25 protein-coding genes are annotated in these 23,583 nt (G+C 70.1%); 22 read left to right on the plus strand and 3 right to left on the minus strand.

The window, feature by feature from the left end; genetic code table 11:
• Window positions 1-77 precede the first annotated feature (77 nt).
• On the plus strand, window positions 78-374 hold the full coding sequence (locus tag SLINC_RS28730; protein ID WP_067438701.1) for a GntR family transcriptional regulator: 297 nt from the start codon (window positions 78-80) through the stop codon (window positions 372-374).
• A 34-nt stretch (window positions 375-408) separates the two neighbouring features.
• Here the strand turns inward: SLINC_RS28730 and SLINC_RS28735 are convergent, their stop codons facing one another.
• Window positions 409-2,187 (minus strand): chitinase, encoded by a 1,779-nt coding sequence (locus SLINC_RS28735; protein WP_079165175.1) that lies wholly within the window; start codon window positions 2,185-2,187, stop codon window positions 409-411.
• Between the two features lie 316 nt (window positions 2,188-2,503).
• Here SLINC_RS28735 and SLINC_RS28740 point away from each other — a divergent pair, with 316 nt between their 5' ends.
• The 15 genes from SLINC_RS28740 to SLINC_RS28810 all read left to right on the plus strand — a co-directional run bounded on the left by SLINC_RS28740 (window position 2,504) and on the right by SLINC_RS28810 (window position 14,915).
• Window positions 2,504-3,397: a hypothetical protein gene (locus tag SLINC_RS28740; RefSeq protein ID WP_225988509.1), complete on the plus strand. Its 894-nt coding sequence runs from the start codon at window positions 2,504-2,506 to the stop codon at window positions 3,395-3,397.
• 60 nt (window positions 3,398-3,457) lie between these two features.
• Window positions 3,458-4,165, plus strand: a complete 708-nt coding sequence (gene cpaB, locus SLINC_RS28745; protein WP_067438707.1) for a Flp pilus assembly protein CpaB — start codon at window positions 3,458-3,460, stop codon at window positions 4,163-4,165.
• Between the two features lie 9 nt (window positions 4,166-4,174).
• Window positions 4,175-5,434 (plus strand): CpaE/TadZ family protein, encoded by a 1,260-nt coding sequence (locus SLINC_RS28750; RefSeq protein WP_067438710.1) that lies wholly within the window; start codon window positions 4,175-4,177, stop codon window positions 5,432-5,434.
• 58 nt (window positions 5,435-5,492) lie between these two features.
• Entirely contained in the window at window positions 5,493-5,816 is a 324-nt protein-coding gene (locus SLINC_RS28755; protein WP_067445812.1) for a septum formation initiator, read from the plus strand.
• Between the two features lies 1 nt (window position 5,817).
• A complete protein-coding gene (locus tag SLINC_RS28760) occupies window positions 5,818-6,231 on the plus strand; it encodes a TadE/TadG family type IV pilus assembly protein (RefSeq protein ID WP_067438713.1) in 414 nt (137 codons plus the stop codon).
• A 10-nt stretch (window positions 6,232-6,241) separates the two neighbouring features.
• Window positions 6,242-7,579: a CpaF family protein gene (locus tag SLINC_RS28765; protein ID WP_067438716.1), complete on the plus strand. Its 1,338-nt coding sequence runs from the start codon at window positions 6,242-6,244 to the stop codon at window positions 7,577-7,579.
• An 11-nt stretch (window positions 7,580-7,590) separates the two neighbouring features.
• Window positions 7,591-8,535 (plus strand): type II secretion system F family protein, encoded by a 945-nt coding sequence (locus SLINC_RS28770; protein WP_067438719.1) that lies wholly within the window; start codon window positions 7,591-7,593, stop codon window positions 8,533-8,535.
• Between the two features lie 23 nt (window positions 8,536-8,558).
• Window positions 8,559-9,446, plus strand: a complete 888-nt coding sequence (locus SLINC_RS28775; RefSeq protein WP_067438722.1) for a DUF5936 domain-containing protein — start codon at window positions 8,559-8,561, stop codon at window positions 9,444-9,446.
• A gap of 18 nt (window positions 9,447-9,464) precedes the next feature.
• Entirely contained in the window at window positions 9,465-10,868 is a 1,404-nt protein-coding gene (locus tag SLINC_RS28780; protein ID WP_375141531.1) for a sensor histidine kinase, read from the plus strand.
• Window positions 10,865-11,623 carry a response regulator gene (locus tag SLINC_RS28785; RefSeq protein ID WP_067438725.1) on the plus strand — a complete coding sequence of 253 codons (759 nt, stop codon included), beginning with the start codon at window positions 10,865-10,867 and terminating at the stop codon, window positions 11,621-11,623. The genes SLINC_RS28780 and SLINC_RS28785 overlap by 4 nt, the downstream gene beginning before the upstream one ends.
• A gap of 139 nt (window positions 11,624-11,762) precedes the next feature.
• On the plus strand, window positions 11,763-11,960 hold the full coding sequence (locus SLINC_RS28790) for a Flp family type IVb pilin (RefSeq protein ID WP_067438728.1): 198 nt from the start codon (window positions 11,763-11,765) through the stop codon (window positions 11,958-11,960).
• Window positions 11,960-12,559, plus strand: a complete 600-nt coding sequence (locus SLINC_RS28795) for a pilus assembly protein TadG-related protein (protein WP_067445816.1) — start codon at window positions 11,960-11,962, stop codon at window positions 12,557-12,559. The genes SLINC_RS28790 and SLINC_RS28795 overlap by 1 nt, the downstream gene beginning before the upstream one ends.
• A gap of 34 nt (window positions 12,560-12,593) precedes the next feature.
• A complete protein-coding gene (locus SLINC_RS28800) occupies window positions 12,594-13,175 on the plus strand; it encodes a hypothetical protein (RefSeq protein WP_067438730.1) in 582 nt (193 codons plus the stop codon).
• 7 nt (window positions 13,176-13,182) lie between these two features.
• The gene (locus SLINC_RS28805) at window positions 13,183-13,809 is read left to right on the plus strand and encodes an OmpA family protein (protein WP_067438733.1); all 627 of its coding nucleotides are present in this window, start codon (window positions 13,183-13,185) and stop codon (window positions 13,807-13,809) included.
• 95 nt (window positions 13,810-13,904) lie between these two features.
• Window positions 13,905-14,915: an alpha/beta hydrolase gene (locus tag SLINC_RS28810; protein WP_079164772.1), complete on the plus strand. Its 1,011-nt coding sequence runs from the start codon at window positions 13,905-13,907 to the stop codon at window positions 14,913-14,915.
• Window positions 14,916-14,925: 10 nt separating this feature from the next.
• Here SLINC_RS28810 and SLINC_RS28815 read toward each other — a convergent pair whose 3' ends face one another.
• Entirely contained in the window at window positions 14,926-15,291 is a 366-nt protein-coding gene (locus tag SLINC_RS28815; RefSeq protein WP_067438737.1) for a DUF192 domain-containing protein, read from the minus strand.
• Window positions 15,292-15,422: 131 nt separating this feature from the next.
• On the opposite strand from SLINC_RS28815, the gene SLINC_RS28820 reads away from it, so the two are divergent.
• On the plus strand, window positions 15,423-16,244 hold the full coding sequence (locus SLINC_RS28820; protein WP_067438740.1) for a class I SAM-dependent methyltransferase: 822 nt from the start codon (window positions 15,423-15,425) through the stop codon (window positions 16,242-16,244).
• A 13-nt stretch (window positions 16,245-16,257) separates the two neighbouring features.
• Here the strand turns inward: SLINC_RS28820 and SLINC_RS28825 are convergent, their stop codons facing one another.
• Window positions 16,258-17,406, minus strand: a complete 1,149-nt coding sequence (locus SLINC_RS28825; RefSeq protein WP_067438743.1) for a winged helix DNA-binding domain-containing protein — start codon at window positions 17,404-17,406, stop codon at window positions 16,258-16,260.
• A 687-nt stretch (window positions 17,407-18,093) separates the two neighbouring features.
• Here SLINC_RS28825 and SLINC_RS28830 point away from each other — a divergent pair.
• The 5 genes from SLINC_RS28830 to SLINC_RS28850 all read left to right on the plus strand — a co-directional run bounded on the left by SLINC_RS28830 (window position 18,094) and on the right by SLINC_RS28850 (window position 23,551).
• Window positions 18,094-18,867 (plus strand): isoprenyl transferase, encoded by a 774-nt coding sequence (locus SLINC_RS28830; protein WP_067438746.1) that lies wholly within the window; start codon window positions 18,094-18,096, stop codon window positions 18,865-18,867.
• Between the two features lie 312 nt (window positions 18,868-19,179).
• Window positions 19,180-20,505, plus strand: coding sequence for a PhoH family protein (locus SLINC_RS28835; RefSeq protein WP_067438749.1), 1,326 nt, complete (start codon window positions 19,180-19,182; stop codon window positions 20,503-20,505).
• 416 nt (window positions 20,506-20,921) lie between these two features.
• Window positions 20,922-21,605, plus strand: coding sequence for an aggregation-promoting factor C-terminal-like domain-containing protein (locus tag SLINC_RS28840; RefSeq protein WP_225988344.1), 684 nt, complete (start codon window positions 20,922-20,924; stop codon window positions 21,603-21,605).
• 147 nt (window positions 21,606-21,752) lie between these two features.
• Entirely contained in the window at window positions 21,753-23,126 is a 1,374-nt protein-coding gene (locus SLINC_RS28845; RefSeq protein ID WP_079164774.1) for an AI-2E family transporter, read from the plus strand.
• A 38-nt stretch (window positions 23,127-23,164) separates the two neighbouring features.
• Window positions 23,165-23,551 (plus strand): roadblock/LC7 domain-containing protein, encoded by a 387-nt coding sequence (locus tag SLINC_RS28850; protein WP_067438755.1) that lies wholly within the window; start codon window positions 23,165-23,167, stop codon window positions 23,549-23,551.
• Window positions 23,552-23,583 lie beyond the last annotated feature (32 nt).

A 23,583-nucleotide genomic window follows, 5' to 3' on the forward strand; every position in this document is an offset into this window, starting at 1 on the left:
AGGGCTGTAGACATCTGCATACAAGTACAGAGGGATCCACACGACAGTGCAGGTCGGTACCGCTCTACGTTGGACGTATGAGCGATACCGAAGCTCCGAAGACTCCTCTGGACCCGATGAGCGCCAGACCGCTCTACGTACAGCTGGCCGACGCCATCGCCGGGAAGATCGCGTCGGGAGAGCTGGCGCCGGACAGGCCCATCCCCTCCGAGAACCACCTCGCCGACGATTACGGCGTCGCCCGGCTCACCGCGCGGCGGGCCGCTCAGGAGCTCCGAGAGCGCGGCCTGATCGTCACCGTGCGAGGTAAGGGTTCCTTCGTCGTTGAACAGCCGGTCGGTGACGCCTCGGAAGCGGACGAACCGAACGGCTGAGGGGTCGCGTGCAGCGCCACGCAACCCCCGCCGCCTACGGCAAGCCGTGCACGTGAGGCCCCACCGCGTTGGACCACGCATTCCCCGCCGCCGCGTCCCAGTTCGTGGACCACGTCATCGCCCCGCGCAGCTCCGGATACGTCCGCGCGGGTTTGAAGGACCCGCATCCCGTCCCCCGCGTCAGGCAGTCCAGCGCGCTGTTGATCACCGACGGGGACACGTAGCCGCTGCCCGCTCCCCGGGGGGAGGCCGGGAGGCCCAGGCCCACCTGGGACGGGGAGAGGCCGCCCTCCAGCTGGATGCAGGCGAGGGCGGTGAGGAAGTCCACCGAGCCCTGGGCGTAGACCTTGCCGTCGCAGCCCAGCATGGAACCGCTGTTGTAGTACTGCATGTTGACGACCGTGAGGATGTCCTTCACGTTCAGGGCCGTGCGGAAGTACGCGTTGGACGTGGACTGCATGTCGATGGTCTGGGGGGCCATCGTCAGGACCATGGACGGGCCCGCCTTCGCGGACAGGGCGCGCAACGCCTGTGTCATGTACGTCGCGTTGAGGCCGTTCTCCAGGTCGATGTCGACGCCGTCGAAGCCGTAGGTCTGCATCAGCGAGTACAGCGAGTTCGCGAAGTTCGTCGCCGAGGTGGCGTCGTTGACCGACACCGTCCCCTTCTCGCCGCCCACCGAGATGATGACCTTCTTGCCGGCCGCCTGCTTCGCCCGCACGTCCGCCTTGAACTGGTCGACCGTGTAGCCGCCCAGGCCCGCCGAGTCCAGGGTGAAGGTGACCGCGCCCGGCGTCGTCGTCGCGTCGGCGAAGGCGACCGCGATGATGTCGTACGCCGACTGGACGTCCGACAGCTTCTGGACCGTCGCGCCGTTGTCGAAGTTCTGCCAGTAGCCCGTCACGGCGTGCTTGGGGACTGTGCCGACGCCGCCCCCGGAGGACGTCCTCCCCGTCACTGGCGTCGACCTCGGTGACTCACCCGCCGTGTTCGTCGCCGTGATCTGGAAGGAGTACGACGTGGAGGCGGCCAGACCCGTCACGGTCGCCGACGTTCCCGTCACCGCCGTCACCTTCGTGCCGTCGCGGTAGACGTTGTAGCCGGTCGCCCCGGAGACGGCACTCCACGTCAAAGACACCGACGACGCCGAAGTCCCCGAGACGGTCACTCCGTTCGGCGCCCCCGGCACCGACGGCTCCGGATCGCCGCCCCCACCGCCCCCGTCCGGCCCGTACACCGACACGTCGTCCGCGATGTAGGCCGCCTGTCCGTACCAGCCGTGCAGATACACCGTCACGGAGGTGGTGGAGGATCCTGTCGAGAAGCTCGTCGACAGTTGCTTCCACGACGACGAGTCCGGCGTCCAGGTCGAGACGTCCGTCGTGCCGGTCCCGGTCGCGCCCAGGTAGGCGTACCCGCCCTGGACCCACGCGCTCAGCGTGTAGGTGGAGTTCGGCTTCACCGCCACCGTCTGGGAGCAGCGGGCGTTGTCCTGCCCGGCGGGGGTCGCCTTCAGGGCCGTCGAGCCGCCGTGGACCGGGGAGGGGACGGTCGTACCGCTGCCCGCCGAGCAGGTCCATCCGGTCAGGCCGGACTCGAAGCCGGCGTTCTTCGCGTTGTTGAGGTCCGTGTTGAGGTCCGCTGCGGTGGCCTGGCCCGCGCCGGTCGTCGCGAGGGCCAGGGTCGCTGTCACGGTCGCCGCGAGAAGGGCCCATGGGCGTCGTCGTCTGCTTCGGGGTATGGCTGGTACGCCGTGCACTGGTGCCTCCGGTGGGGAGAGGGACGAGGGACGGCGGTGGCGCCACCGCAGCATCACCAAGTTGGTCCAGACCAATCTCGCTGTCAAGAGTTCCGGCGGGGACACGTCAATACCGGCTCCAGTGGCCGCTGCCGTAAAAGATCACGTGGCAAGTGCGCCCCATCTGAGCTGAAATCGCCCTCTATTAGGCCCTGAACAGGACCAGGAAGTCATAGAAACGCTGTTCTCCGGTCACAGGGGCGTGGTTACAGTGCTCAGGTAGTCACGCAGTGAAGTCGACCGGGTGCGCCGGAGTCACACCGGGCGAGCCCACCGGCAGGGGATTCGGGGAGCGCACGTGCCAACTGCCATTGCCGTGACCAGTGCCGACATGGCACTGCCGCCAGGGGACGACCGAACCATGCCCGCGGCCGTGCTGGCGGACCTGGACAGCCAGCCGCTGGAGCACTCGCTCGCCGCCTTCCAGGTGTTGCTCGACCAGCACGGACATGTCGTCGTCGTGTACTCGGCGGCCGTACCGAAGGCGGTCGAACGGCGGCTGCACACCGTGCGCTCCCTGCTGGAGAGCGACCGGATCGCCCTGTTCCGGCCCGATCTGCCGCCTCTGGGACTCGCCGTCCTGGCCCGGCAGTTGAGGCAGCTCGCCTCCTGCGACCTCAGCCCCGGGGTGCTCGGCTCGGCCGCGCGGCTGCTCACGCACTACATCCACGCGGGCGCGCTGCTCGGTTCCGTCGCGAGGCTCGACCGGCTTCCCGTGAGCCTGAAGTCGCACGCCAAGTCGTGGGTGCCCGGCAGTCAGTTCGGTGTGCTCGCCCATCCGCAGCCGCAGCTCGTGCGGATGGGGCCCGGGGTCACGCTTCCGGGGCCGGAGTTCGCCACCTCGATGCTCGTCGCCAAGGGGCAGCTCCAGTCCGACTGGGTCACCGCGACACTGGCCCCGTCGTGGAAGGCGCAGGGGCTGCGCGAGGCCGTGCTGCCCGCCGAGTCCCAGGAGTGGTGGGGGACCGGGAAGCTGATCGAGTTCGCCAGTTTCCTTCCCGACCTCTCGGTCCTTTACCAGTTGGTCACTTCGGTACGGCAGAACATCTGTCACTGGTGCGGCATCGAGCTGATCGGCGACCGCTGCGTCTTCTGCTCCGCGACCAGCCCCGCGACACCCGCGACACCCGCGTCCCCGACCACCAACACCGCCTCCCCGGCCACCGCCCCCGCGTCCGCCCCCTCCGCGTCACCCCGGTACCAGCACCAACTGCCCGCCGGGTGAGCCGACCCAGGCCCGCCCTCCTCCGCCCGATCCAACCCCCCCGACGAGGTCGTACGGTCCATGAACTCCCGTCAGCGCCGCGGCGTGATACTCCTGCTCCTGTCGGTCCTGTGCGCCCTCGGGGCGTTCGCCGGCGTGCTCTCCGTCATCAACGACGTGGAGTCCAAGGTGGGGCCCGAGGTCACCGCGTACCAGCTCAAGGCGAACGTGCCGCCGTACACCCGGCTCACCGCGAGCCAGTTCTCGAAGATCGAGATGCCTGAGCGGTGGCTGTCGGACAACGCCGTCACCGATCTCGCGGACGTCCGCGGCAAGATCGCCGTCACCACGCTGAAGAAGGGCTCCCTGCTCCAGAGCGACATGATCGTCGACCAGCCTGCCCTCCAGCCCGGGCAGCAGGAGGTCGCCATCATGATCGACGCGGCGACCGGTGTGGCGGGCAAGATCACGCCGGGCTCCACGGTCAACGTGTACGCCACCTTCGAGGGCCGCCGGGAGACCGACCCCGACCAGTCCAAGATCATCGTGACCAACGCCAAGGTCATCGACGTCGGCCGGCTGACCGCCCTCAAGCCCGACCCGGACGACCGGACCCGGCAGGAGGCCGACGGCGTCCCCATCACCTTCGCGCTGACCACGCTGGACGCCCAGCGCATCACGTACGCCGAGTCGTTCGCCGAGGAGGTCCGGCTCGCACTGGTCGCGCCCGGCACCGACACGACCGTCCCGGAGCAGGAACGCTCTTACGAACTCGCGAAGGACAAGTGAGAGGCCGCCATGCCCACGAGGATCCTTCCGGCAGTCGGTGACGCGGACGCGGTCCGGTCGATCACGACGCTGCTCAGCCAGCTCCCGGACGCCGAACCGGTCGCCCCGGTCACCGACTCCACCCAGCTCATCGACACCCTCGCGCGCCTGGCCGGGGAGTCGATCGACGAGCTGCCCGAGGTCGTGGTGGTGCACGAGCGCATCGGGCCCGTCCCGGCCCTGGAGCTCATCCGCGAGGTCGCCCTGCGCTTCCCCGCCGTCGGCGTCATCCTCGTCACCTCCGACGCCAGCCCCGGCCTCTTCCAGGCCGCCATGGACTACGGCGCCCGCGGACTGATCGCCCTGCCCCTCGGCTACGAGGAACTCGCCACCCGCGTCCACGCGGTCGCCCAGTGGTCGGTCGGCGTACGGCGTCATCTGGGCGTCGGCGGCGACGTGTTCACCGGTGTAGGCGGCACCGTCGTCACGGTCAGCGGGGCCAAGGGGGGCGTAGGAGCGACGCTCACCGCCATCCAGCTCGCCCTCGCCGCCCAGGCGTCCGGCCGCAGCACGGCCCTGCTCGACATGGACCTCCAGACCGGGGACATCGCCTCCTACCTCGACGTGCAGTTTCGCCGCTCGGTGGTCGACCTGGCCGCCATCACCGACATCTCGCCCCGCGTCCTCGCCGACGCCGTCTTCCGCCACGACACCGGTGTCGCCCTGCTGCTCGCCCCCGGCGAGGGCGAACGCGGCGAGGAGGTCACCGACCGGGCTGCCCGCCAGATCGTCAGCGCCCTGCGCTCCCGCTACGAGATCGTCGTCGTGGACTGCGGCGCCCAACTGAGCGGCGCGGGCGCGGCGGTCGTGGAGATGGCCGACACGGCCCTGCTGGTCACCACCCCGGACGTGGTCGCGGTCCGGGGTGCCAAACGGGCGGTACGGATGTGGGACCGGCTCCAGGTCCGCAAGGCCGAGGAGACGACCGTCGTCGTCAACCGCCACAGCCGCGGTACGGAGATCCAGCCCCCGCTGATCCAGAAGATCACCGGCACGCTCGTCGCGAACACCGCGATCCCCGCCAACTTCAAGGAACTCCAGAGCGCCGTCGACGCCGGCCGCGTCCACGAACTCGACAGTAAGGGCACGGTCAAGCAGGCCATGTGGGGCCTCGCGGGCGAACTCGGGCTGGTCAAGGGCGCCGAGGCGGCCAATCACCGGGCCGGCCGGTTCCGCGGCGGCGACCGGGCGGCGGTCGGCTTCCGGCGACGCAAAGAGCTGGGGAGGTAGCGTGCCCGAGCCCCGCCCCAAGGACGACGACGGCCAGGTCACCGTCGAGTTCCTCGGCATGACCCCGCTGATCATCCTGACGCTGGTGCTGATGTGGCAGTTCGTGCTCCTGGGATACACGTTCACGCTCGCGGGGAATGCTGCTGACGAGGCGGCGAGGGCGGCGACCGAAGTACCGCTGGGGCAGCGGGCGGCCGCGTGCCAGCAGGCGGCCACGGAACACCTCCCGGGCGCGTGGACCGGCCAGGCGGACTGCCAGACCGGCGGCGGCTATGTGACGGCCACCGTCCGGCTGGAGGTCCCCGTCCTCTTCCCCGGCTCGATCGGCTTCCCCTTCGAGGTGGAGGGACACGCCGGGACCGTGGAGGAGGTGAAGGACTGAGATGTCGTACAAGGACAAGGACAAGGCCAAGGACAGGGACAGGGACAGGGACAGGGACAACAGCACAGGCCGCGACCGAGGCCAGGTCGCCCTCGAATACCTCGGCTTCATCCCGATCCTGATCCTCGTCGCCATGGCCGGTGTTCAGATCGGGCTCATCGCCTACACCGCCCAGCAGGCCGGCACGGCGGCCCGGGCCGGGGCGCGGGCCGCCTCGATCGAACCGGGTACCGCCCAGGCGGGATGCGCGAACGCGATCAGCGACTGGCTGTCCGTCGCCTGTGACGCGGCGGAGGGCGGGGACACGGTCACCGTCACCGCGACCGTGCAGATCCCCTCGATCGTCCCCGGCTGGGACTTCGACGCCGCGCGGAAGACCGCCACCATGCCCCTCGACACGCCGCTCGACGACTGAGGAAACACCCATGAGCCTGCGGTCACGCATCAACTCCCCCGAAGAGAACGGCAACCGGGGCGAGGACGGCCACCTCGTCTCCTCCTACCGGGCCAAGCTCCTGGAGGAGATCGACCTCGCGGAGATGAGTTCGCTCGCGGCGGCCGAGCGCCGGGCCCGCCTGGAGCGGGTCCTCGGGCACATCATCAGCCGTGAGGGCCCGGTCCTGTCGACGGTCGAGCGCTCCCAGCTGATCCGGCGGGTGGTGGACGAGGCACTCGGCCTCGGCATCCTCGAACCCCTCCTGGAGGACGCGTCCATCACCGAGATCATGGTGAACGGCCCGGACGCGATCTTCGTCGAACGCGGCGGCCGGGTCGAGCAGTTGCCGATCCGCTTCGCCTCGCACGACCAGCTGATGCAGACCATCGAGCGGATCGTGTCGACGGTCAACCGGCGGGTGGACGAGTCCAACCCGATGGTGGACGCGCGCCTGCCGTCCGGCGAGCGCGTGAACGTCATCATCCCGCCGCTGTCGCTGACCGGCGCCACGCTCACCATCCGCCGCTTCCCGCGCTCCTTCACGCTCAGCGAGCTGGTCGGCTTCGGCTCCCTGGACGAGCACATGCTGTACCTGCTGGCGGGCCTGGTGCAGGCGAGGTTCAACATCATCGTCTCGGGCGCCACCGGCACCGGCAAGACGACCCTCCTCAACGCCCTGTCGGGTCTCATCCCCGACCGCGATCGCATCATCACCATCGAGGACTCCGCCGAACTCCAGCTCCAGCAGCGGCACGTGGTCCGGCTGGAGTCGCGCCCGGCCAACGTGGAGGGCAAGGGCCGTATCACCATCCGCGAACTGGTCCGCAACTCGCTGCGCATGCGGCCCGACCGGATCGTGGTCGGTGAGGTCCGCGGCGGCGAGTCCCTGGACATGCTCCAGGCCATGTCGACGGGCCACGACGGCTCGCTGGCCACCGTCCACGCCAACAGCGCCGAGGACGCGCTGATGCGGCTGAAGACGCTGGCGTCGATGTCCGAGGTGGAGATCCCCTTCGAGGCGCTGCACGACCAGATCAACAGCGCGATCGACGTCATCATCCAGCTCACCCGGTTCGCCGACGGCGTCCGCCGTGTCACCGAGATCGCCCTGCTGGACAGCCACGGCAGCGAGCCGTACCGGCTGGCCACGGTCGCCCGCTTCGACGCCCGGCCGATGGCCGCCGACGGCCGGATCTACGGCGACTACCAGCACTTCCCGCTCCCGCGCCGCACCGCCGACCGCCTCTACATGGCGAGCCAGCCCACGCCCCAGGCCTTCGGCGTGGCCCAGGCACCGCACGAGCTAGCCACCCGAGAAGCCAGGTAGGACCGCCCCCCATGGAACTCCACACCCTCGTCACGCTCACCATCGGCGTCGCACTGCTGACCTGCGTGTTGGCCGTGATCGGCGTGCACGTCTACGCCAAGGGCCGGGCCCAGCGCGCCGCCCTGGTCGAACGGCTGACGTCCACCGGCCAGATACCGGTCATCGGCCGCCGGCGCCACTTCCGCACCCTGGACCGCCGACTGCGCCGTACGACGGTCGGCCGGAAGCTGGAACTGCGGCTGGCGGCGACGGGCCTGGACGTCACGCCGGGCGAGTTCTTCGCCGCGATGCTCGCCCTGGTGGCCGGACTGTGGATGGTCGGCCAGGCCACCCTGGCACCCTTCTTCGGCCCCATCGCCGGACTGCTGGGCGTCTGGGCGGCGGTGCAGTTCCTGGACTGGCAGCGGCAGAAGCGCATCGAGAAGTTCATCAACCAACTCCCCGAACTGGCCCGCATCCTCGCCAACGCCACCCACGCCGGCCTCGCCCTGCGCACCGCGATCGGCATGGCGGCGGAGGAGCTGGAGGCCCCGGCCGGTGAGGAACTCGCCCAGGTGGCCAACCAGTTGGCGGTCGGCGCGACGATGGACGACGCGCTGGGCGAGATGGCCGAGCGGCTGCCGTCCCGCGAACTGGTCGTACTCGTCACGACGTTGGTGTTGTCGAACAGGGCGGGCGGTCAGGTCGTGAGCGCACTCCGCAATCTCACCGAGACGCTGGAGGAACGCAAGGAGACCCGGCGCGAGGTCCGCACCCAGCTGGCCCAGGTCAACATGACGGCGTACGCGGTCCCGGTCCTCGGCGTCGGCTCCCTCTTCCTCATGAACGGCGTCAAGGACGGCGCCCTGGAACGCATGACCGGCTCACCGTTCGGACAGGCGGCGGTGATCATCGCCTTCGCGCTGTACACGGTGGGCTTCATCCTCATCCGCCGTCTGTCGCGGATCGACGTCTGAGCGGCGAGGAGGGACTTTCCGACATGGCACTGCTGCTCGCCTTCCTGATGGCACTGGCCGTCTGGGGCATCTTCACCGGCATCCGCATGTACCGGGCGGACGCCAGACTCCCCGCCGACCTCGCGCTCGCCCTGGAGGTCGGCGCCACCCGCACCGGCGCGGTGGACTCCCTGATCGACCGCATGGGCATGCGGTACGCCCCCGCCGTCCTGCGCCTCATGGGCCCCAAGCAGGTCGCCAGGTACCGCCGCAAGATCGACCTCGCGGGCAACCCCGGCGGCCTCACCATCGACCGCTACGCGGCCCGCCGCGCGGTCTACGGCGCCCTCGGCGGCGTCGGCTTCGTGGTGTTCCTGCTGCGCGGCGACCTGCTCGTGGCCCTGCTCCTGCTGGCCTTCGGCGCGTTCTGGACGGAGGTCGGCATCTGGTCGGCGATCCGTATCCGCAAGGACGTCATCGAGCGGACCCTGCCGGACTTCCTGGACGTCCTGGCGGTCGTGGTGAGCGCGGGCCTCGGTTTCCGCCAGGCGCTGGACCGGGTCGCCTCCAGGTACGAGGGTCCCTGGGCCGACGAACTGCGCATCACCCTCCGTCAGATGGACCTCGGCATGAGCCGCCGCCAGGCCTTCGCCGAACTGCGCCGCCGCAACGACTCCGAGCAGGTGGCGATGTTCGTGACGGCGTTGCAGCAGGGGGAGGAACTGGGCGCCCCCATCGTCGACACGCTCGTCGCCCTCGCCAAGGACATGCGCCGCACCGACGCCCAGAACGCCCGCCGCAAGGCCGCCCGAGCCGTCCCCAAGGCCACGATGATGATCACCACGTTCATGGTCCCGGCCACGATGCTCCTGCTGGGAGCGGGGCTGCTGCTGGGGTCGGGGACGGACTTCGGGTCGATCACGGGGGAGTAGGGGGGTGACGAGATGACAATGGTGAGGCCGGGAAGACCGGGAATGCCGGGAATGCCGGGACGGCTACGCAGACCGCCGACGCCCGAACGCGGGTCCGCCGACGGCACCAGGCCCCCACAGGGGCCACTCGCAACCGCTCCTGAACCCACACCCTCACCACCCACCATCGACGTCCAGGTGAACGCCCTCCAGGCCATGTGCCGCCAGGTCCTCGGCTTCCGCCTGGCGATGATCGCCCTGGCCACCCCCGCCGCCCTCCTCAACGCCAACCCCGGCCTGGGCCAACGCCTGGTCGGCGCCGCGGTCGTCGTCACCTTCATGGGCTCGTACGTCCTCTTCAGGGACTGGGAACGCTTCGGCGCCCTCCTCCTGCGCCACCCCACCCTCCTGGCGGTGGACACCCTCTTCGGCTCCCTCCTCCTGATCTCGGCCGGCCCGGACAGCACCCTCGCCTACGTCAGCGTCTGCACCCCCCTCCTCGCCGGCATCGTCTACGGCTGGCGCGGCGCCGCCGTCTTCGCCTCCCTCCAGTCCCTGATCCTCCTGCTGGCCCATACGACGCTGAAGGACACCGGAGCCGGCCCGGCGGAGGCCCTCCTGCTCCCGGGCCTGTGCGTCATCACGGGCGCCGTCGGCTCCACGCTCCGCAACCTCATGCTCCGCTTCGGCGCCGCGACCCGGGCCCTGACCACGGTCCAGGCCCGCCTGGCCGTGACGGAGGCGCTCACCGCCGAACGGACCCGCCTGGCCCGCGAGATGCACGACTCCGTGGCGAAGACCCTGCACGGCGTGGCCCTGGCCGCGGACGGCCTGGCGCACTCCGCGAGCGCGCCCCGCATCGACCCGGCCCTCATCCGACACCAGGCCGAACTGGTCGCCCGCTCCGCCCGCAGGGCCGCCGCGGAATCCCGCGAGCTCCTGGCGGATCTGCGGGGGGAGCCCACACTGGTCGCACTGGACGACGTACTGAAGGAACTGGCCACCCGCACCCAGGACTTCACCGCCCGCACCGCGCTCCCGACCGCCTACCACCGCATGGGCGACCGCACGGAACCACCCCCGAAGATCCCACCCCCCGTGGCCCGCCAGCTCCTCAGCATCGCCACGGAAGCCATGGAGAACGCCCACCGGCACGCCTCCGCCACCCGCGTCGACGTCCGCGCGGGAGTCCACGGCGACCTGCTGCGCATCAGCGTCCACGACGACGGACGCGGCCTGCCCCCGGGCACCACCCTCGAACAGCTCCGCCGTACCGGCCACTTCGGCCTGGTCGGCATGGTCGAGCGGGCGGTGTCCGTCGGCGCCCGCATCCGCGTCGGCCGGGGCACGCACCCCAAGGGCACGGAAGTGCGCCTGGAACTCCCGCTGAAGGCACTCACCCCTCCCCACCACCCCCCATCACGAGAGGAGGCCGAGCGATGAGAGACCGACCGACTCCCGCCCCCGGCCTGCGTGTCGTCGTGGCCGACGACAACCCCGTGGTCCGGGCGGGCCTGACCGCCCTGCTCTCCGGCCGCCCGGACATCACCGTCGTGGCGGAGGCCGCCGACGGCCACCAGGCCTGCGAGGCCGCCCGCCGCCACCGTCCCGACGTCGTCCTCCTCGACGTCCGCATGCCGCGTATGGACGGCATCTCCGCGCTGCCCCACCTGGTGACGATCGCCCCGGTGCTGATGCTGACGTACAGCACGGAGTCGGAGATCGTCCGGGAGGCCCTGCGCCGGGGCGCCGACGGCTACCTCGTCCACGGCGAGTTCACCGCGGACCAGCTCGTCACCGCCGTACGAGACGTCAGGCAGGGCCGCCCCCACTTCACCCCCACCGCGGCGGGTACGCTTCTCGCCCAACTCCGGGCAACCCTCCCGGAACCTTTCCGTCCGCAAATGAATCCCCTTGATTCACCGGGAAGTTTCTCCAAAACCCCTTCACGACTGCAACCCTCTATGGGACAGTCGTCCCGGGAGGGGTTCCGACTGAGCACCAGGGAGGCGGAGATCATGGACCTCATCGCGTCCGGCATGAGCAACCAGCAGATCGCCGCCATGTGCTTCATCAGCCAGAAGACGGTCAAGAACCACATCAACCGCATCTTCGCCAAACTCCACAGCGCCAGCCGCTCCGAAGCCACCGCCAAGTGGCTCGGCACGGCCCCGACTCCCCGACTCGGGCTGGGGTGACGCCCGATGACACCAGGGGGGAGCCACCGGATCAGCCATTGGGCCCGGAATTGGGCCCAAAGGCCCTCCGCAACACCGGGTGTTCCGTCATACCGTGGGACGATCGCCCACCGGGCGGCCGCTATCGGAGGGGAACACCATGAGCAACTGGATCAACACCACCGCCGAGTACCTCCGCAACCGGGCGAACCGGGACGACCGGGGGCAGACGGCGGTGGAGTATCTGGGGATCATCGCGGTGGTGGTGGCGATCGTGTTGGCGATCACGGGAACGGACATCGGGCAGACGATCTACAACGCCATCACGGACAAGATCACCGAAGTCGTCGGTGCCTGATCCGGCTCTGTAGGCGCGGAGACTCCGGGCAGGCCTTCCCCATCTACATCACGGTGGTGGCGGGTCTGCTCTTTCTTGCGTTCGCCTATCTCGCGGTCGGCCAGGCCGCGGCCAATCGGAACGGCGCCCAGACGGCTGCTGATGCCGCGGCGCTGGCGGCAGCCCTGGACACGCGGGACAAGCTTGCGGACGAGTGGGTCGAGAACGTACTCGACCCGACCAAGTGGCGGGACATCTTCGACGGCAACGGCGTGCCGTTCGACGGGTGTGGGCGGGCCGACCAGCTGGCCGCGCAGAACAACGCCACCGCGGCCTGCGGTATCGCGGACGAGTTGTATCCGGGCTACACGGTCGAAGTCGAGACGAACAAGGCCGTCGGTGACTCCATCGTCCCCGGGACTGAGAACATCCACGCGAAGGCATCCGCCACTGCCGTGATCGAGCCGCTCTGTACGTTCCCACCTCTCGGGGAGGGCGCCGGGGACGACGTGCTGCCGGAGCTCACTTGCAAGGACGACGAGAAATGGAAGCTCGACCCGGAGGACCTCGTCGATCTTCCGGAACCCCAGGACCTTTTCGACGTCCATCTGGTCGACTGACAAGCGAACGACGAGTGACGAAGGAAGCAGAGCGATGAGTATTCGGTTCACAGCGAAGGCCCGCAGGGGGGTGGTCGCGCTGACTGTCGCGGCTGGACTGGCCGTCGGTGTGGCCGGCTGCGGAGGCGGGGGCGGCGACGACAAGAAGCCCGAGACGTCGGCGTCGGCTTCCAAGGACGGCGGCTCCGGGCCGAGTACTCAGGAGGGACAGTCGGACACGCCCCTGGCCGAGCTGAAGGGGCCCAACGGGCTGTTGCTCCAAGTCACCTCAGCCGGCCGGGACTCCGGCGGGTTCGTCACGGTCAGTGGCAACCTGAAGAACGACAGCGACAAGGTGCTCACCATCCCCGCCCAACTGAGCGGCAACGAGACGGAGATCATCAGGAACGGGCGTTCTTTCGGCGGAGCCACATTGGTGGACTCCAAGGGGAAGAAGCGCTACTACGTCCTGCGTGACACCGACGGGCGGCCCCTCACCACCACGGGCATCTCCACCGTCAAGGCCGGCGAAACCATCCCGGTTTTCATGCAGTTCCCCGCGCCGCCCGCCGGCACGTCCGAGGTCTCCCTCCAGCTGCCCATGTTCGCCCCCGCCGACCTCACGATCTCCGGTTGAGGCCAGCATGACCACCACCCACCGCCTCCACCCCCTCGCCCTGACCCTCACCGCGGCCTCACTGATCGCGGCGCTCGCCACCCCCGCACACGCCGACGACGGCCCCAGCGTCCCCCCTGGCACCGAACCCTCCGCGTCGGCGCCCGTGAACGTCGATGCCAACGACCCCGATCTGAAGCTCCCCGAGGGGGCGACGCTCGCGGAGCCGAAGGTGTTGGACATCAAGCAGGTCGTGGAGGACCAGAGCGGTGACGAACGCCGCGAGGACACGAACGCGGACGTGAAGTTCGCCCTCCAGGCGGAGGTGCTGTTCGGGAAGGACAGTGCGAAGCTGGGTGGGGAGGCGAGGTCACGGATCTCCGCGATCGCGGAGGAGATCAAGACCCAGAAAGCCACCCGGATCCGCGTCTTCGGCTTCACGGACAACCTCGGTTCCTCCGCGCACGGCGACGTGCTGTCGAGACAGCGCGCGAACGCCGTGGAAGGCGTCCTGGAACAGGAGCTCAACGACCCGAACATCACCTTCGAGGTCCGCGGCTACGGCGAGCAGTACCCGATCGCCTCCAACGCCTCGGAAGCGAGCCGCAAGAAGAACCGGCGCGTCGAGGTGTCGTTCCCGCGCGGGGAGGACTGAGGCCGGCGCACCACGGAAAGGGTGGCGGTAGGTACACCCCCACCCGGGTGTGCAGAGCCATCGTGGGGCGGCGGAGGCGTCCATAGCCTCGTCGTATGGCTGACAACGAGAACAGCAGCAGGGGAAGCGACCGCGAGTACGGCGAGGGGCCTTCGCGGCGGAAGGTGCTGGGGCGGGGCGCGCTGTCCCTGGGTGGGGCCGCGCTCGCCGTGGGGCTCGGCGCGGGGGTCGCGGGGGCGACCGGAGGAAGGCCCGCGAAGGGGCAGCGGACATACGTGCTGGTGCACGGTACGCACAGCGCGGGGATGTTCTGGACGGCGATCGGCAGGGAGCTGGCGCTGCGCGGACACCGGGTCGTGGCGGTGGACCAACCGCTGCACGGGACCGAGAAGTTCATCCCGGAGGCCTACCAGGCGCAGGATCTGCGGGCGCTCGCGGTGGAGGCCTCGCCGGTCGCCGCGCTCACGGTCGAGGACTTCGAGCGGCGGGTCCTGGGCGTGGTGCGGCGGGCCGCGCGGCTCGGCGGGCCGGTGATCCTCGTGGGGCACAGCATGGGGGGACTGTCACTGAGCAGGGTGGGGGACGCCGTACCCGGACTCCTCTCGCACCTGTGCTACATGGCCGCGATGTGCCCGAGCCGCAGCATGCCGTCGCTGAACGACTGCGCGGGTTCGCCCGAGGGGCAGCGGTCCGTCACCCCGTGGGACCAGATGATCGGGGACCCGGAGAAGCTGGGCGTGCTGCGGCTCAACTGGCGGAGCGGCGACCGCCGTGACCTCGCGGTGTTCAAGGAGATGATCTGCGCGGAGTACACGGACGCGGCGTTCCTGAGGGTGATCGAGGGCATGCAGACGGACGAGTCGATGGCGGCGTACGGGGGCCGGGCCGTCGGGAGCGCCGGCCGGTGGGGGCGGATTCCGCGCACGTATCTGCGGTTCGGCAAGGACCGGACCGTCTCCCCGGAGCTCCAGGACCGCATGATCGCGGAGGCCGACGACCTCACCCCCGACAACCGCTTCACCGTGCACGACTTCCCGGGCTCCGGCCACTGCGGTCCCGCGGACCCGACCCGCGTGACGGACCTGCTGCACAACCTGCCCGTGTAGCCGCACCTCGCTACTCCGCGGGCACGATCTCCACCTGGGCCCCTGCCCGCAGTCCCCACCCCTCCATCGTCCCGGCCGCCGCCTCCAGCACATGACGGGACCGTGGCCGGGGCAGGCCCAGCCGCCCCGGCCGCATGGTGCGTACGGCGAGGACGGTGAGGTCGCGGGTCAGGTAGGCGACGTCGATCGGCATCCGCATCCGGAAGGTGTGCACGTTGCCCGCCGGGGACAGGAGCATCGCCCCGTCGACGGAGTCCCGCCCGAGCAGACCCCTCGTACGGGCCCGGTACGACGCGGCGATCTCCAGCGCGACGGTGACCTCGCCCCGCTCCCCGCGAACGACCAACGTCCCCTGTCCGTCCCGCCATCTGCCCATACCCCGACACCCTTCCACACCGGTCACGCAGTCCGGTCACGCGGCACTGCCGTGCCCTGCACCCCCGCTCCCGACCACCCGCCGCGAAAAATCGGCGGCGCCCCGGGCCCGGCCCCTGCGACCATCGCCCCATGGACCAGCCGCTCACCGACCAGCCGCTCACCGACCAGCAGCCCACCCGCCGCAGCTTCGAAGAGCTCGTGGCCGAAGGCGCCGCCGTGCCCACCGAGGGATGGGACTTCTCCTGGTTCGAGGGCCGGGCCACCGAGGCGCGCCCGTCGTGGGGATACGCGCGCTCGATGGCCCGGCGGCTGGCCGGTGCGCAGGCCGTGCTCGACATCCACACCGGGGGCGGGGAGGTCCTGGACCTCGCCCTCGGCGAGGCGACCCGGGCGCCCACGCTCACCGTCGCCACCGAGGTCTGGCCGCCGAACGTCGCCAAGGCCACCGCCCGCCTCCGCCCGCGCGGTGTCGCCGTCGTCGCCACGCGGGACGACGCGCCGCTGCCGTTCGCGGACGCGACCTTCGACCTCGTCGTCGCCCGGCACCCGATCCGCGCCGACTGGCCGGAGATCACCCGCGTGCTTCAGCCAGGCGGCACCTACTTCGCCCAGCACGTGGGCCCGGCCAGCGTCTTCGAACTGGTCGAGTACTTCCTCGGCCCCCAGCCTGATCAGATACGGAGCAACCGGCACCCGGACCGCGAGCGCGCCGAAGCGGAGGCCGCCGGCCTGGAGATCGTCGACCTGCGCGCCGAGCGGCTGCGGATGGAGTTCCACGACATCGCCGCCGTCGTCCACTTCCTCCGCAAGGTGATCTGGATGGTCCCGGGCTTCACGGTCGAGAAGTACGAGCCCGAACTCCGCTCCCTGCACGAGCGGATCGAGTCCCAGGGTCCCTTCGTCGCCCACAGCAGCCGTCACCTCGTAGAGGCCCGCAAGCCGAGGCCCTGACCCCTACCGCCGGTCACGCGTGAGGGCCCGCCGTCACCTTCCCGATCACCAACTCCGGCCGGGCCTCCAGCACTTCCCCCACCCGCTCCACCCGTTCGCCCAACTCCCGTTCCTGCCGCGCCGAGAGCCGCCCGAGCGGCTCCACGGTGACGGTCGTACGCCGTCCCTGGCGCCGCTGGTGCCAGACGCCGGCCACCACCCCGTCGACCAGCAGCAGGGGGAAGTTCCCGGCCTGGCCGCCCGCCAGCGCCCGCCGGTACGCCTGACCGGGGAACAGCAGCTCACGCGGCTGCGCGGCGATGCCGTAGGCGTCGAAGTAGGGCAGCAGCCGCAGCCCGCGCACCGGCTCGTCGGGGAAGCCGGTGTCGCCGGCCGCCACCCACGCCGGGGCTTCCTCCAGCGCCACCTCCTCGATCTCCCCGGCCTCCGCCAGCTCCCGGAACACCCCGGCGGCCCAACCGGCCGGGGCTGCCAGCCACTTGGCGAAGTACGCCGGGGTCGACGGCCCGTAGGCGCGCAGATACCGCCGTACGAGCTCATGCAGTGCCTCGTTCGGCGGCAGCGGATCGAAGTGCGGCGGGCGGGTGTAGGTCACCTTGCGGCCGCGGTTCGGGCCGAAGCAGAGCGCGCCCGACTGGCCGGCGCGGTACAGCACCTGGCGCCAGCGCGGCCACATGCCCTGGAAGGCGGGCATCACCAGGTCGCCGGCCCAGGCACCGGTGCGGGCGACGACCTCCTCGGTCAGCTCGTCGACGGTCAGGCAGACCCCGTCCAGGGCGTCCGCGATCGCCGCCACGATGTGCGCCGCCTGCTCCTCGGTGAGCCGGACCTCGGGCGGGAAGGGGCTCGCCCCCGCCGGAACGGCCGTCAGCGCGGCACACCACAGGGGCAGTTCCCGGGCGGCGAGCAGATGGACCGTCCCGCGCGGACCGTGCGTCTTCACCAGCGACCGCCCCTCCCAGAGCGCCTCCCGCACCTCCACCCGGGTGGTCCCGGTGCCGCGCACTCCCACCGACAGTTCCGCCGCGGACAGCACCTGCGCATGCGCGCCGAGCATCGCGCCGACGACGTCGGCGACCGGCGTACCGGCCGCGGCGGGCTCCGTCAGGTACTGCCGCTCCAAGCGCCGCGCGCTCACCCGGTCCCACGTAGTGAAGGTCATGCACCGACGCTAGAACCCAACAAGGCCAGATTCCGTCCTCTTCGCCGACCCACTCCACCAGGGCGATCACTCCCTGTGTATCCATGGCTCCACGGGGTTTCCACATTGTTATCCCAGGCAGCTCGCGCCGGTGCCACACCTCGCGTACGTTCGAACGCAGGTAATTCGCGTGAGCAAAGCTGCGCGAGCGGCACCGCGCAGTGGAGGGGACCGCGCGGTGCCGTCAAGCAAGCGCCACGCCCGGCGTCACCCTCCGGAGGGAACCCCTCCCACCCGCTCCCCGCCCGCGAATCCACCGCGATCCAGCCACAAACCGCCCCTGAAAAGGCCCCAAAGCCCCCCTCCCCGCGTCGCCGCCCGACTCCGGAGAGTAGTTGTGGCACGCCGATGCACCCAGCAGCACTTACAAAGGGTTATGGTGGAAACCCCCCCTCGGGCCGGTCCGTCTCCCCCCCCACGGACCGGCCCGTTTTTTTGCCCACCACGGGGTACCTGTTGAGGGACGTCGACTGTCCCCACCAAAGGGGCGCGGGGAACTGCGCGATCAACCCCCACCGGGCCGCAGCCGCCAACAAACGCATCGCACCCCCCGTTTAGGCGCCAACAACCCACCCGCACCCGGAAACACGCGGCGCGATACCCTTCGGCTCGCGGGGACCGCATCCGCACGGAGGGGCTGACAATCACGTGAACCTGCGCGACACACTGCGCGGCCTGCTCGTCAGGCTGTACGCACGCCGGGTGGAAGGTCACCTGGACCACGCCCAGGTGCCCAAACACATCGGCGTCGTCATGGACGGCAACCGACGCTGGGCCAAGGCCGCGGGTTCCACGACCGCCCAGGGTCACCGTGCCGGTGCGGACAAGATCGAGGAGTTCCTCGGCTGGTGCACCGAGACGGACGTCGAGGTCGTCACCCTCTGGCTGTTCTCCACCGACAACTTCGACCGCCCGCAGGAAGAGCTCGTACCGCTCTTCGGGATCATCGAGGACGTCGTCCGCTCCCTCGCCGCCGACGGCCGCTGGCGCGTCCACCACGTCGGCGCGCTGGATCTGCTGCCGCACGGCATGCAGCGGACCATCAAGGAGGCCGAGGAGGCCACCGCCACCACCGACGGGATACTGGTCAACGTCGCCATCGGCTACGGCGGCCGCCAGGAGATCGCCGACGCGGTCCGCTCGATGATCCTCGACGCCGCCGACAAGGGCAGCTCGATGGAGGAGCTCGCCGAGGCCGTCGACGTCGAGACGATCGGCCGTCACCTCTACACCGGCGACCAGCCCGACCCCGACCTGGTGATCCGCACCAGCGGCGAGCAGCGGCTGTCCGGATTCATGCTGTGGCAGACCGCCCACTCGGAGTACTACTTCTGCGAGGTCTTCTGGCCGGCCTTCCGCAAGGTCGACTTCCTGCGCGCCCTGCGTGACTACGCGGCCCGTCACCGCCGCTACGGCGGCTGAGGCAACCCCGGCGAGTACCCCCGTGGGACCGAAGTAACAAGGAGTTCACCAGCGCGCCGCCCTATGAGTGGGCATGGCAGCGCATGTTCGAGGGCATAAGCCAAGCAGGTCGACGCCCGAACCACGGGTGTCGGATCTCAGCGGGCGGCACGGGGCCGTCCGCCCGGGAGGCCCTTTGCACCAGCTCGACCGTGCGATCACCGCACGGAAGAAGCAGTGGAGGGCCGGTCCCCGGCCCGTGCATCGCGGCCGACGACCGGTCCAGCTCCACTCCGTCGCTCCCCGACCTCATCCGAGGGGGTACGTCCTTCCGTGGTGACCAGCACAAAGCGCCACAAGCCTGACCGGCGCACTTATGTCCTCGACACCAGTGTTCTGCTGTCGGACCCCAATGCCCTGAACCGCTTCGACGAGCACGAGGTCGTGCTCCCCATCGTCGTGGTGACGGAACTGGAGGCCAAGCGGCACCATCCCGAACTCGGCTACTTCGCCAGGCAGGCCCTGCGCCTGCTCGACGACTTCCGGGTCCGGCACGGCCGTCTCGACGCCCCCATCCCGATCGGGGACCTCGGCGGAACCGTTCGTGTCGAGCTCAACCACTCGGACCCCAGCGTGCTGCCCAGCGGCTACCGCCTGGGGGACAACGACTCCCGCATTCTCGCGGTGGCCCGCAATCTTCAGGCCGAGGGATACGACGTCACCGTCGTCTCGAAGGATCTCCCGCTCAGGATCAAGGCGTCCTCGGTCGGTCTCCTCGCCGAGGAGTACCGGGCGGAGCTCGCCATCACGGGCTCCTCCGGCTGGACCGGGATGTCCGAACTGACCCTGCCGGGCGAGCAGGTGGACATCCTCTTCGAGGAAGGGCACGTCTACGTCCCCGAGGCCGCCGACCTGCCGGTGCACACCGGTCTGACGATCCACTCCGAGCGCGGCAAGGCGCTCGGCCGTGTCTCGCCGGACGGCAACATCCGGCTGGTGCGCGGGGATCGCGAGGCGTTCGGCATCAAGGGCCGCAGCGCGGAGCAGCGCATCGCGCTGGATCTGCTCCTCGACCCGGAGGTCGGCATCGTCTCCATGGGCGGCCGGGCCGGCACCGGCAAGTCGGCGCTCGCGCTGTGCGCGGGTCTGGAGGCCGTGCTGGAGCGACGCCAGCACAAGAAGGTGATGGTCTTCCGGCCGCTGTACGCGGTGGGCGGGCAGGAGCTCGGCTATCTGCCCGGCTCCGAGTCCGAGAAGATGAGCCCCTGGGCACAGGCGGTCTTCGACACGCTCTCCGCGGTCACCAGCCGCGAGGTCATCGAGGAGGTCACCGCACGCGGGATGCTCGAAGTCCTTCCGCTCACCCACATCCGCGGCCGCTCCCTCCACGACGCGTTCGTGATCGTGGACGAGGCGCAGTCCCTCGAACGGAATGTCCTTCTCACCGTTCTGTCCCGAATCGGCGCCAATTCACGAGTGGTTCTCACTCATGACGTGGCCCAGCGGGACAACCTGAGGGTCGGCCGCTACGACGGTGTCGTCGCCGTGGTGGAGAAGCTGAAGGGCCATCCCCTCTTTGCCCACGTCACGTTGACGAGGTCCGAGAGGTCCCAGATCGCGGCCCTTGTGACCGAAATGCTCGAAGACGGGCAGATCTGAGAAGACAGGCCCATTAGGGGCCGGTTACGCGGCAGTTGGCGCCGTCCGAAAAGGCGAAGAGCCTAGTCGGGCGGCGCCTTCGCGTGTTGCGGTTTCTCAGAATCACAGGCGTCAAACGGGATGTGAGCTTTCACACGCAACTCGGAATTGCCACCCGGCGTCGGGTTACGGCAGAGTCTCATTCCTGTCAGGCCCCGCATACGACACACCTGTACCCCCAGCGGTACGGCATCACAGGAACCACACTCAACTCCATACCGTCGTCGTATGCCGCCCGCTGAACCACGCGGCGCTCCCCGCAAGGGAGTTGCCCACCGGGCCCGCGCCTCCGTGACCCCGCAGTGGGGAGGCCAGTGCCAGGGGCACGATTGCGTCCGCCAGGGTCACCGAAGCGGACGATGCTGGAAGGAAACCGTGTGAGCCCGATTTCGGTCCGGGGATTCGCAGTGGCCTCCGCCACCGTGGTCACCGCTGTCGGAAGCGTCACGGGTGTTGCCTCGGGCAGCGCCGCGCAGCCGAACGACGCCGAGGCGACGGCAGCCGACTCGACGCTCCTCGCGGACATCCCCGCGGGTCAGCAGGCTCAGGTGCAGACCGCGTCCCTGACGCAGCAGGCCGACGTACAGGCCATCGCCGCGGACGCGAGCGCCAAGAGGACCGCGGAGGAGTCGGCCCGCAAGGAGGCCGCCAAGACCGCGCTGGAGAAGAAGGAAGCCGCCGAGAAGGCCGAGAAGCTGGCCAAGGAGAAGGCCGAGGCCGAGGCGAAGGCTGCCAAGGCCCCCTCCAGCTTCCCCGTGCAGGGCTCGTACTCCATCTCGGAGATCCAGTCCATGGCGCGTTCGATGGTGCCCAGCGGACAGTTCCAGTGCTTCAGCAACATCGTGGACCACGAGTCCAGCTGGAACTACCGGGCCGTCAACGCCTCGTCCGGCGCCTACGGACTCTTCCAGGCGCTGCCGGGTTCCAAGATGTCGTCGGTCGGCTCCGACTGGCAGACCAACCCGGCCACCCAGATCAAGTGGGGCCTGAACTACATGGACAGCCGCTACGGCAGCCCCTGTGAGGCCTGGTCGTTCTGGCAGGCCAACCACTGGTACTGAGTCCCCGGCACACGGGACCTTCCTTCCCGCCCCCTCTCAACCCCGCGCAGCCTCTCCCCGTCCTAGGGGAGGGGCTGTCGCCATGTACGGTCGGACCGGACGACTCCAGGGGCAGTGGTGGTCAGAGACGGGGGAAGAGGACGGATCATGTCGCGAGTGCCAGGGTGGCTCGGTCGGCTCGGCGCCCGACTGACCGAGATGGGTGACCGGTTGAACGAGCGCCGCGCGGCCGCGGAGCGGGAGGACGAGGGGCCCGAACCGGCTCCGTTCACCGACGCCGGCCCGCCGCCCGTCGAGCAGGCCCCGCCGTCCCGGCAGCACACGCCCGTGGCCGTCGCGCCCCGGCCCGACCCGGCGCAGGCCGTCCCGTGGGGCATGCGGGTCGCCGCCGAGGCCGGCTGGCGGCTGCTGGTCCTCGCGGGCACCCTCTGGGTCCTCATGCGGGTCATCAGCGCCGTACAGCTGGTGGTACTGGCGTTCGTGGCGGCGCTGCTCATCACGGCGATCCTCCAGCCGACGGTGGCGCGCCTCACGCGGCTCGGGTTCCCGCGGGGGCTCGCGACCGCGCTGACCGCGATCCTCGGGTTCGTCGTCATGGGGCTGATCGGCTGGTTCGTGACCTGGCAGGTCATGGAGAACATCGACAACCTCTCCGACCAGGTCCAGGACGGCGTCGACGAACTGCGGAACTGGCTGCTGAACAGCCCCTTCCACGTCACCGACAAGCAGATCAACGACATCGCCGAGAACCTGCGGGACGCGATCGGTGCCAACACCGACCAGATCACCACCGCGGGCCTGGAGGGCGTCACCGTCGTCGTCGAGGCCCTGACCGGCATCCTGCTGGCGGTCTTCTCGACCCTCTTCCTCCTCTACGACGGCCGCCGTATCTGGGAGTGGACGCTGAAGCTGGTCCCCGCGGCGGCCCGGCCCGGGGTGGCCGGCGCGGGCCCGCGCGCGTGGCGCACGCTGACCGCCTACGTCCGCGGCACGGTCATAGTGGCCCTGATCGACGCGATCTTCATCGGTATCGGCATCTACTTCCTGGGCGTGCCGATGGCCGTCCCGCTCGCGGTCTTCATCTTCCTCTTCTCCTTCATCCCGCTGGTCGGTGCCGTGGCCTCGGGCGCGCTGGCCGTCGTGGTCGCCCTGGTGACCCAGGGCGTCTTCACCGCCGTCATGACCCTGGCCGTGGTGCTGGCGGTCCAGCAGATCGAGGGCCACATCCTCCAGCCGTTCATCCTGGGCCGCGCGGTCCGCGTCCACCCGCTGGCCGTGGTGCTCTCCGTCGCGGCGGGCGGCATGGTGGCGGGCATCGGTGGCGCGGTGGTCGCGGTGCCGCTGGTGGCGGTGACCAACACCGTCGTGGGCTACCTTCGCGCGTACTCCCACGAACAGCAGGGTGGTCCGGGGTTCGTTCAAACGAGCGCCGAACAAAGGCCATTGGACGGCCCGAAGGACCAACTTCCGCCAGTCGGCGACAGCTCGGAACACCAGGCCCGGAATATGCCTCCGGACTGATACACATGCTCCCTGAGCGCTCTAGGGGAGTTGATCACATGGATCGCCAAGCCCTGGCACTGGAAATGCGTGGCCTGCGGGAACAGGTCCCCGGGATCACCGACACCGTCGTGGCCGCCGTCGACGGACTGCTCATCGCCGCCGACACCGCCGACTCGATCGACCCCGAGGGCCTCGCCGCCCTCGCTGCGGCCGGACTCGGGCTCGCGCGCCGCACCGCCGACGCCACCGCCCGGGGCGCCCTGCGCCGGATGGTCACCTACGGCTGTCATGGCTGCGCCGCGGTCTACGCCGTCGGCGACACCGCGCTGATGGTCGTCGTCGGCGACGAGAGCATGGACGTCGACGCCCTGCACCGGGCGACCCGGCCGACCCTGCGCCGGATCGACTCGATCCTCACCGAGGAGGCACCGGAAGGAGTCTGAAGGGGGCCCCTCTCCCCCCGGGGAGGGGCCCC

It is taken from the genome of Streptomyces lincolnensis (assembly GCF_001685355.1).
Classification (GTDB): domain Bacteria; phylum Actinomycetota; class Actinomycetes; order Streptomycetales; family Streptomycetaceae; genus Streptomyces; species Streptomyces lincolnensis.

Coding starts and splice junctions, on each gene's coding strand:
- SLINC_RS28810 (WP_079164772.1), top strand. CDS start 13,905: ATGGCTGACAACGAGAACAGCAGCAGGGGAAGCGACCGCGAGTACGGC.
- SLINC_RS28800 (WP_067438730.1), top strand. CDS start 12,594: ATGAGTATTCGGTTCACAGCGAAGGCCCGCAGGGGGGTGGTCGCGCTG.
- SLINC_RS28740 (WP_225988509.1), top strand. CDS start 2,504: ATGGCACTGCCGCCAGGGGACGACCGAACCATGCCCGCGGCCGTGCTG.
- SLINC_RS28815 (WP_067438737.1), bottom strand. CDS start 15,291: ATGGGCAGATGGCGGGACGGACAGGGGACGTTGGTCGTTCGCGGGGAG.
- SLINC_RS28765 (WP_067438716.1), top strand. CDS start 6,242: ATGAGCCTGCGGTCACGCATCAACTCCCCCGAAGAGAACGGCAACCGG.
- SLINC_RS28775 (WP_067438722.1), top strand. CDS start 8,559: ATGGCACTGCTGCTCGCCTTCCTGATGGCACTGGCCGTCTGGGGCATC.
- SLINC_RS28755 (WP_067445812.1), top strand. CDS start 5,493: ATGACCCCGCTGATCATCCTGACGCTGGTGCTGATGTGGCAGTTCGTG.
- SLINC_RS28730 (WP_067438701.1), top strand. CDS start 78: ATGAGCGATACCGAAGCTCCGAAGACTCCTCTGGACCCGATGAGCGCC.
- SLINC_RS28850 (WP_067438755.1), top strand. CDS start 23,165: ATGGATCGCCAAGCCCTGGCACTGGAAATGCGTGGCCTGCGGGAACAG.
- SLINC_RS28750 (WP_067438710.1), top strand. CDS start 4,175: ATGCCCACGAGGATCCTTCCGGCAGTCGGTGACGCGGACGCGGTCCGG.
- SLINC_RS28760 (WP_067438713.1), top strand. CDS start 5,818: ATGTCGTACAAGGACAAGGACAAGGCCAAGGACAGGGACAGGGACAGG.
- SLINC_RS28820 (WP_067438740.1), top strand. CDS start 15,423: ATGGACCAGCCGCTCACCGACCAGCCGCTCACCGACCAGCAGCCCACC.
- SLINC_RS28805 (WP_067438733.1), top strand. CDS start 13,183: ATGACCACCACCCACCGCCTCCACCCCCTCGCCCTGACCCTCACCGCG.
- SLINC_RS28845 (WP_079164774.1), top strand. CDS start 21,753: ATGTCGCGAGTGCCAGGGTGGCTCGGTCGGCTCGGCGCCCGACTGACC.
- SLINC_RS28790 (WP_067438728.1), top strand. CDS start 11,763: ATGAGCAACTGGATCAACACCACCGCCGAGTACCTCCGCAACCGGGCG.
- SLINC_RS28780 (WP_375141531.1), top strand. CDS start 9,465: ATGGTGAGGCCGGGAAGACCGGGAATGCCGGGAATGCCGGGACGGCTA.
- SLINC_RS28825 (WP_067438743.1), bottom strand. CDS start 17,406: ATGACCTTCACTACGTGGGACCGGGTGAGCGCGCGGCGCTTGGAGCGG.
- SLINC_RS28735 (WP_079165175.1), bottom strand. CDS start 2,187: ATGCTGCGGTGGCGCCACCGCCGTCCCTCGTCCCTCTCCCCACCGGAG.
- cpaB (WP_067438707.1), top strand. CDS start 3,458: ATGAACTCCCGTCAGCGCCGCGGCGTGATACTCCTGCTCCTGTCGGTC.
- SLINC_RS28770 (WP_067438719.1), top strand. CDS start 7,591: ATGGAACTCCACACCCTCGTCACGCTCACCATCGGCGTCGCACTGCTG.
- SLINC_RS28785 (WP_067438725.1), top strand. CDS start 10,865: ATGAGAGACCGACCGACTCCCGCCCCCGGCCTGCGTGTCGTCGTGGCC.